The organism is Amycolatopsis sp. NPDC057786, from assembly GCF_042797905.1.
Classification (GTDB): Bacteria; Actinomycetota; Actinomycetes; order Mycobacteriales; family Pseudonocardiaceae; genus Amycolatopsis.
The window spans coordinates 1-7,093 of the sequence record NZ_JBHVKW010000182.1 but is presented as its reverse complement, the minus strand read 5'-3'; the positions used below and the strand labels follow the sequence as shown (position 1 = coordinate 7,093).

Below are 7,093 nucleotides of genomic sequence, written 5' to 3'. Positions count from 1 at the left end.
TCCTTGCGCCAGGCGCAAGGAAGGGGGCCTTCATGTACTTCAGGCGGGCACGGGCGCCGCTCCCTTGAAGGCATCCAGCGTCTCAAAGGGGGCCTTCACGGACCGGCCATCCCGTGATCACTCCACGAGAAAGGTGGCGGAGCCGGGAACCGAAGACGACCTTTCGACGACTTGTGGGGCTGAATCGTGCGGCCCGGCGAGCGGAGAGAGATGCACTGGTACGAGGACGACGACCTGTGGGTCGGCTTCGCGGACGTGATGTTCCCGCCCAGCCGGGCCGAAGAGGCCGAACGCCTGACCGCCACGTCACCGCTGCTCAAGGTCGCCGACGGCGCGAAGGTGCTCGATCTGGCGTGCGGCCCGGCGATCCACGTCGTGCCGCTGGCGAAGAGGGGCGCCGACGTGACCGGCGTCGACCTCAGCCCGGCGATGCTCGAACGCGCGCGCGAAGCCTGCGAAAACGCGGGAGTCGCGGCGAAGCTGATCCAGGCCGACATGCTCGAATACACCGAACCTGCCGCGTACGACCTGATCATCAACATGTACACGTCGTTCGGCTACTTCACCGAGCCGGGCGACAACCTCACGGTGCTGCGAAACGCCTACACCAGTCTCGCGCCCGGCGGCAGGCTGCTGATCGACGTACTCGGCAAGGAGGTGCTGGCCGGCTGGGTCGGCCGCCCGAAGGCGGTCGACGTCGACGGCGGGACGGTGTTCATGCGCGATACCATCCTCGACGACTGGACCCGGCTCAGGACCGAGTGGACTCTGGTGCGCGACGGCGAGGCGAAACAGGCGTCGATCCTTTCCTTCTTGTACAGCGCCCAGGAATTGAAGGCGCTGTTCGAGACGGCGGGCTTCACCGGCGTCGAGTGCTTCGGTGACTTCGACGGCTCGCCTTACGACAACCACGCGCGCCGCCTGATCGTGCGTGGTGAACGTGCCGGCTGAACCTCTCCGTCTCTTCGCGGAACCGGATGACGACACCGCGCGCCCGCTCCGGCTCACGGGCCCGGTGATCCTGCTGTCGGTCGCGCTCCTGATCTCGCTGATCGCGGGCATCGCGCTCGGCCCGTCGAACGTCGCGCTCACGGATGTCCTGCGCTACCTGGGAAAGGCGATCACCGGCGGCACCATCACCGGCGACGAGGTCACCGGGTATTCGATCGTCTGGCAGGTCCGCACCCCGCGGGTGCTGCTGGCGGCCGTCGTCGGCGCGGGGCTCGCGGTGGTCGGCGTCGCGGTACAGGCCCTCGTCCGCAACGCCCTCGCCGATCCGTTCGTGCTCGGGATCTCGTCGGGTGCCTCGGTCGGCGCCGCCGCCGTCGTCGTGTTCGGCCTGTTCGCCGGGCTCGGCGTGCTGGCGCTGTCGACGGCCGCCTTCCTCGGCGCGCTCGGCGCGACCGTGATCGTCTATCTGGCCGCCCGCAGCAAAGTCGGCCTGACGCCGTTGCGCCTCGTGCTCACCGGGGTCGCGCTCACGTATGCCTTCCAGGCCGTGATGAGCGTGCTCGTCTACCTGTCGCCGAACGGCCAGGCCGCGCAGACCGTGCTGTTCTGGCTGCTCGGCAGCCTCGGCGCGGCGACGTGGGCGTCCCTGCCGCTGGCCGCGCTCGGCGTGACCGTCGCGGTCGTGGTCCTGCTGCGCTACGGCACCGCGCTCGACGTCCTGTCCATGGGCGACGAGACCGCGATGAGCCTCGGCACCGACGCGGCCGCGCTGCGCCGCTGGCTCTTCCTGCTCACCGCGGTCGTCACCGGTTTGCTCGTGGCGGTCAGCGGCTCGATCGGGTTCGTCGGGCTGGTCCTGCCACATGTGGTGCGGATGATCGCCGGTTCGGGGCACCGCCGGGTGCTGGCATTGGCGCCGTTGGTGGGCGCGGTCTTCCTGGTGTGGGTCGACCTGCTCGCCCGCACGCTCGTCGCACCCGAGGAACTGCCGCTCGGCGTGATCACCGCGCTCATCGGCGTTCCGGTGTTCCTCGTCGTGATGCGGCGCCGCGGCTACGCGTTCGGAGGCCGCTGATGCTGTCGCTGCGCGAACTTTCCGTCGAGGTGGCCGGGTCGACGCTGATCCGCGAGCTGTGCCTGGACGTCGGCGCCGGCGAGGTCGTCGGCCTCCTCGGCCCCAACGGCAGCGGCAAGTCGACGGCGTTGCGCTGTGTCTACCGGGCGCTGTCGCCGTCCGGTGGTGCGGTCCTGCTCGACGGGACCGACCTCGCCGGGCAGGGGCTGCGCGACACCGCCCGCCGGATCGCCGCGCTCACCCAGGACAGCCGGGCGGATCTGGACTTCACCGTCGAGGAGGTCGTCGCGCTCGGGCGGTCGCCGCATCAGCGCGGAAACCTCCGGCTGTCGGCTCGCGAACGCGCGCTGTGCCGGGAAGCGTTGCGGCGGATGGACATCACCCATCTCGCCCAGCGCAGTGTGCTGACGCTCTCGGGTGGCGAACGGCAGCGGGTGCTGGTGGCGAGGGCGCTCGTGCAGGAACCGGAGGTACTGGTCCTCGACGAGCCGACCAACCATCTCGACGTCCGGCACCAGGTGGAACTGCTGAAGTTCCTGCGTGACTGCGGGCTCACCGTGCTCGTCGCGCTGCACGACCTCAACCTCGCCGCGGCCGTCTGTCATCGGATCGCGTTGCTGCGCGGCGGATCGCTCGTCGCCTCCGGAACCCCGGCCGAAGTGCTCACCCCCGGAACGGTCCGCGCCGTGTTCGGCGTCGAGGTCACCCAGGTGACCCATCCCGTGACCGGGGCGCTCCAACTGCTCTACGACCTTCCCGCCGATGAAACCGAGGGGATCACACGATGAAGCCGTCCAGGGTGACCGCGCTCTTCGCCGCGGCGCTGCTCCTGAGCGCCTGCGGTGCCCAGGTCGAGGCCGGGCCGACCGCGCCGGCACAGGCCACGGTGACCAATTGCGGCGCGCAAGTCTCCTTCCCGGCACCGCAACGTCCTGTCGCCTATGACGTTTCGGGCGCCGAGAAGATGTTCGCGCTCGGGCTCGCCGGCCGCATGCGCGGCTACGTGATGAATTCGCTGGGCGACCCGTCGATCGCCGGTTCGCCATGGAAGGACGACTACGCCAAGGTCGAACGGCTCGGCACCTCGCGGGTCACCCGTGAGATCCTGGTCAACGCCAAGGCGGACTGGGTGATCGCGGGCTGGAACTCCGGGTTCAGCGAGGAACGTGGGATCACGCCGAAACTGCTGGAGCAGGTCGGTATCCGGAGCTACCTGCACACCGAGACCTGCTGGGAGTATCCGGCGGCGAAGTCGGAAGTGACGCCGCTCGAAGCGCTCTACACCGATCTGCGCAATCTCGGCGACATCTTCGGTGTCCGCCAGCGGGCCGACGAGCTGGTCACGGAACTCAAGGGGCGCTTCGACAAGGTCCGTTCCGGAGCGCCGAAGACACCGCCCGCCAAGGTGTTCGTCTACGACTCCGGCACCGATCAGCCGTTCACCTCCGGGAAACACGCCGCTCCCAACGACATCATCGACGCCGCGGGCGGGACCAACGTCTTCCGTGATCTGCCGGACGGCTGGGGGAGCGTCGGCTGGGAAGCCGTGGTCAAGACCGAACCCGAGGTGATCGTCGTGGTGGACTACGCCGACCAGCCGGCGCAGGAAAAGATCGCGTTCCTCAAATCCGCGCCACAGCTGAAGAACACGCCCGCCGTCCGGGACAACCGGTTCCACGTCATCTCGTACGGAGACCTCGTGAGCGGCCCTCGCAACGCGGCGGGCGCCGAATCGCTGGCCGCGTATCTGCGCTCGATCGGCCGGTGACCGCGATGTCCGCGCTGGTCCACGAACACGTCACCGACGCGATCAAGACACCCGCGTTGATCCGGCTCGAACCGAACATCGTGCTGATCCGCTTCGAGACCCTGAAGGTCTACGCGGCGCTCGGCGCGGTGCGGTCGCTGCTCGCCGACGGCACCGTCCGAAAAGGACAAACGCTGATCGACAGCTCCAGCGGGATCTACGCGCTCGCGCTGGCGATGGCCTGTCATCGTTACGGTCTTCGTTGCCATATCGTCGCGTCCACCACCGTCGACCTCACCATGCGTTCGCAGCTGGAGATCCTGGGCGCGACGGTGGACCAGATGCCGCCGTCGGACGATCTCCGCCTCGACCAGCGGCGCCGGGTCGCCCGCGTGCACGAACTGCTGGAACGTCATCCGGACATGCACTGGATGCGCCAGTACCACGACCCCGTGCACTACGTGGGCTACGCCGAGGTCGCCGATCTCGTGGCCCGCGCGCTGCCGTCCGGGCCGCTCACCGTCGTCGGCAGTGTGGGCACCGGCGCGTCGACCGGCGGGATCGCCCGCTCGCTGCGTGAACGCGATCCCGACGTCCGCCTGACCGGGGTCCAGCCGTTCGGCAGCGTCACCTTCGGCAGCGAACGGTTCACCGATCCGGACGCGATCATCGCGGGGATCGGCTCCGCCATCCCGTTCGGCAACGTGGATCACGCGCTGTACGACCGGATCCACTGGCTGGACTTCGTGCACGCCATGGCCGCGACCGTCGGTCTGATGCGTGACCACGCCGTGTTCGCCGGGCTTTCCACCGGCGCGGCGTACCTCGTCGCGGGCTGGGAGGCGGCGCGGAATCCGGATCGGACCCACGTCGTGATCGGCGCGGACACCGGACACCGTTACACCGCAAGGGTTTTCGCCCGGCACCGGGAAGCCGTCGACCCGGCGGGCCTCGCGCCGCGCGAGATCGCCTCACTCGACGAACTCGCCCTGCCGTGGGCGGCGATGGACTGGCGGCGCCGCCGGTTCGGGATACCCGTGCAGCCGTCGTACCGGAAGGAGCGGGTGTCGTGACCGTCGTCCTGCTGGAAGCACTCACCTTCGGCCTGGGCAGGCTCGCCGACGCGGCCGCGGAGGCCGGGCGGAAACTGGTGCTGTTCACCGGAAATCGCGACATCTACCGCTACGAACTCGGCGTCCTCGGGCCGGACCGGGTCGAGGTCGTCGACATCGACACCACCGACATCGCGGCCTGTGAGACCGCGTTGCGCGCCATCCCGGACCTCGCCGGGATCATCAACTCGACCGACACTTGGGCACTGCCCGGCGCGGAACTCACCGCCCGGCTCGGCCTGCCCGGGCCGGACGCGGCCGCCGTGCGGGTGCTGCGGGACAAGGGCGCGGTGCGCGACCGGCTGTACGAACACGGGCTCACCCGCGGCAGGCCGGTGCCGGTCGTGGTCGCCGAGGAACTCGGGTTTCCCTTGGTGGTCAAGGATTCTTCGGGAACGTCGTCGCGGGGTGTCTGGCTCGTCCGCGATCAGGCCGAACTCGAACGAGCCAGGCTGGAGGCGAAGACCACGCCGCTCAAGGGACATCTGATCGCCGAACCGTATTTCACCGGCCCGCTCTACAGCGCGGAAACCGTCACCTGGCAAGGAAGGACGCGGCTGCTCGGGATCCTCTCCCGTCAGTTGTCGCCCGAGCCGGTGCGGCGTGAGGAAGCCGCCGCGTTCCCGGTAGCCTTCTCCGCGGCCGAGTACGCGGGCTTGGCCGACTGGATCGGCCGGGTGCTCAAGGCCGCCGGACACGAGCAGGGATTCGCGCACACCGAATTCGTGCTGACCGCCGACGGTCCGGAGGTCGTCGAGATCAACATCCGGATCGGCGGGGCGATGCTCGGCGAGGCGTTGTGCCGGTCGTTGGGCACCAACGTCTATTCCGCGATGATCGCCATGGCGCTTGGCGAGGAACCCGCTTTGCTCACCGAGGAAGTCGGTGGGGGACCGGGTGTCGCGTTCGTACTGGCGTACCCGGCCGCGGAAGGCGTGCTGAAGGGTTGGTCGGGGCTCGACAGGCTGCCCGGCCTGCCCGGTTCGCCGGAGTGGTATCCGACGGCGAGCCCCGGCGACGAGATCCGGCACCTCGCGGATCAGCGGTCGTGCACCGGGATCGTCCTCGCCGAAGGGCCGACGGCGGAGCTGGCGTTGCATCGCGCGCTGGCCGCGGCGGGCGGGATCACGCCGGAGATCGATTCTTGAGAGTTCTCTCAGATGGATAGCTCTACTTTCTGTTTTGGGAAGTAGGGCTATCCATCTGGAGGGAAGCGTGGACGGGACAGTGGGCAGGCGCGCGGTGCTCGGGGGCGCGATGGCGGCCGGTGTCACGATGCTGGCGGCGAACACGGCCACGGCGGGGGAAGACCGGCGGCGGTTCGCGGGCAAGGTCGTGCTCGTCACAGGGGCGACGTCGGGGATCGGCCGTGCGACGGCCATCGTGTTCGCCGCGGCCGGCGCGAAAGTCGGTTTCTGTGGCAGGCGGGAAGAGCTCGGGCGTGAGGTCGAGCGGGAGATCCGCCGCGCGGGCGGGGAAGCGACCTATCTCCGGGCGGACGTCCGGGTTCCCGAACAGGTTCAGTCCTTTGTGGACACCGTCGTCCGGCGGTACGGCAGGCTCGACATCGCGTTCAACAACGCCGGGATCCACCTCGGCAAGCCGCTGCACGAAATCTCCCTCGACGAGTGGGAGGACGTGCAGCGCACCAACGCGCGTGGCGTGTTCCTCTCGATCAAGTACGAGGTGCCGCATCTGCTGAAGGCGGGCGGCGGGGTGATCGTCTGCACCGCGTCGGCGCAGGCCGACCAGACCAGGCCGGGGCACGCCGCCTACACCGCGAGCAAACGCGCCGTGCAGGGCCTGGTGCGCGCGGCCGCGCTGGACTACGGCGCGAAGGGGATCCGGGTGCTCTCGATCGATCCGGGGACGATCGATACCAGGCTGGTGCGCCCGCCGGGTATCCCGGACGACCTGTGGGCGCGGTTCAAGGAGGCTTGGGGGCCGCTGAACGTCCACGGCCTGCGGAGGATGGGGGAAGCCGCGGACATCGCTTCGGCCGTTCTCGCCCTGGCGTCACCGGATTTCGGCTATCTGACCGGGACTTCCGTTCTCGTCGACGGTGGTTTGAACGCCGGGCGGCCGATGGCGATGCCGCCGGGGTTCACCCCGCCCGCCTGAGCGGCTGGTTCGCTTGATGGCGCGGGTGGCAGGTTGCGAAAGCCACTTTCGCAACGTTGAAGGTTGCGAAAGTGGCTTTCGCAACGT

7 protein-coding genes are annotated in these 7,093 nt (G+C 69.2%); all 7 read left to right on the top strand.

Translation table 11 applies throughout. The features are described 5' to 3' along the window. The first annotated feature begins 210 nt into the window (after window positions 1-210). The 7 genes from ACFVM3_RS41460 to ACFVM3_RS41430 all read left to right on the top strand — a co-directional run bounded on the left by ACFVM3_RS41460 (window position 211) and on the right by ACFVM3_RS41430 (window position 7,006). A complete protein-coding gene (locus ACFVM3_RS41460; RefSeq protein WP_378445345.1) occupies window positions 211-951 on the top strand; it encodes a class I SAM-dependent methyltransferase in 741 nt (246 codons plus the stop codon). Beyond that, the gene (locus ACFVM3_RS41455; protein WP_378445343.1) at window positions 932-2,026 is read left to right on the top strand and encodes a FecCD family ABC transporter permease; all 1,095 of its coding nucleotides are present in this window, start codon (window positions 932-934) and stop codon (window positions 2,024-2,026) included. The genes ACFVM3_RS41460 and ACFVM3_RS41455 overlap by 20 nt, the downstream gene beginning before the upstream one ends. Next, complete coding sequence (locus ACFVM3_RS41450; protein WP_378445341.1) at window positions 2,026-2,814, top strand: ABC transporter ATP-binding protein; 789 nt, start codon at window positions 2,026-2,028, stop codon at window positions 2,812-2,814. The genes ACFVM3_RS41455 and ACFVM3_RS41450 overlap by 1 nt, the downstream gene beginning before the upstream one ends. Continuing rightward, the gene (locus tag ACFVM3_RS41445) at window positions 2,811-3,794 is read left to right on the top strand and encodes an ABC transporter substrate-binding protein (protein ID WP_378445339.1); all 984 of its coding nucleotides are present in this window, start codon (window positions 2,811-2,813) and stop codon (window positions 3,792-3,794) included. The genes ACFVM3_RS41450 and ACFVM3_RS41445 overlap by 4 nt, the downstream gene beginning before the upstream one ends. Next, window positions 3,791-4,846, top strand: coding sequence for a cysteine synthase family protein (locus ACFVM3_RS41440; RefSeq protein ID WP_378445337.1), 1,056 nt, complete (start codon window positions 3,791-3,793; stop codon window positions 4,844-4,846). Before ACFVM3_RS41445 ends, ACFVM3_RS41440 begins: the two co-directional genes overlap by 4 nt. Further along, window positions 4,843-6,033, top strand: a complete 1,191-nt coding sequence (locus tag ACFVM3_RS41435; RefSeq protein WP_378445335.1) for an ATP-grasp domain-containing protein — start codon at window positions 4,843-4,845, stop codon at window positions 6,031-6,033. Before ACFVM3_RS41440 ends, ACFVM3_RS41435 begins: the two co-directional genes overlap by 4 nt. A gap of 67 nt (window positions 6,034-6,100) precedes the next feature. Continuing rightward, window positions 6,101-7,006, top strand: a complete 906-nt coding sequence (locus tag ACFVM3_RS41430) for an SDR family NAD(P)-dependent oxidoreductase (RefSeq protein ID WP_378445333.1) — start codon at window positions 6,101-6,103, stop codon at window positions 7,004-7,006. The last annotated feature ends 87 nt before the right edge of the window (window positions 7,007-7,093 follow it).

Bases quoted from the DNA above. Each gene is read 5' to 3' on its own strand.
- ACFVM3_RS41450 (WP_378445341.1), top strand. From the start codon at position 2,026: ATGCTGTCGCTGCGCGAACTTTCCGTCGAGGTGGCCGGGTCGACGCTG.
- ACFVM3_RS41460 (WP_378445345.1), top strand. From the start codon at position 211: ATGCACTGGTACGAGGACGACGACCTGTGGGTCGGCTTCGCGGACGTG.
- ACFVM3_RS41445 (WP_378445339.1), top strand. From the start codon at position 2,811: ATGAAGCCGTCCAGGGTGACCGCGCTCTTCGCCGCGGCGCTGCTCCTG.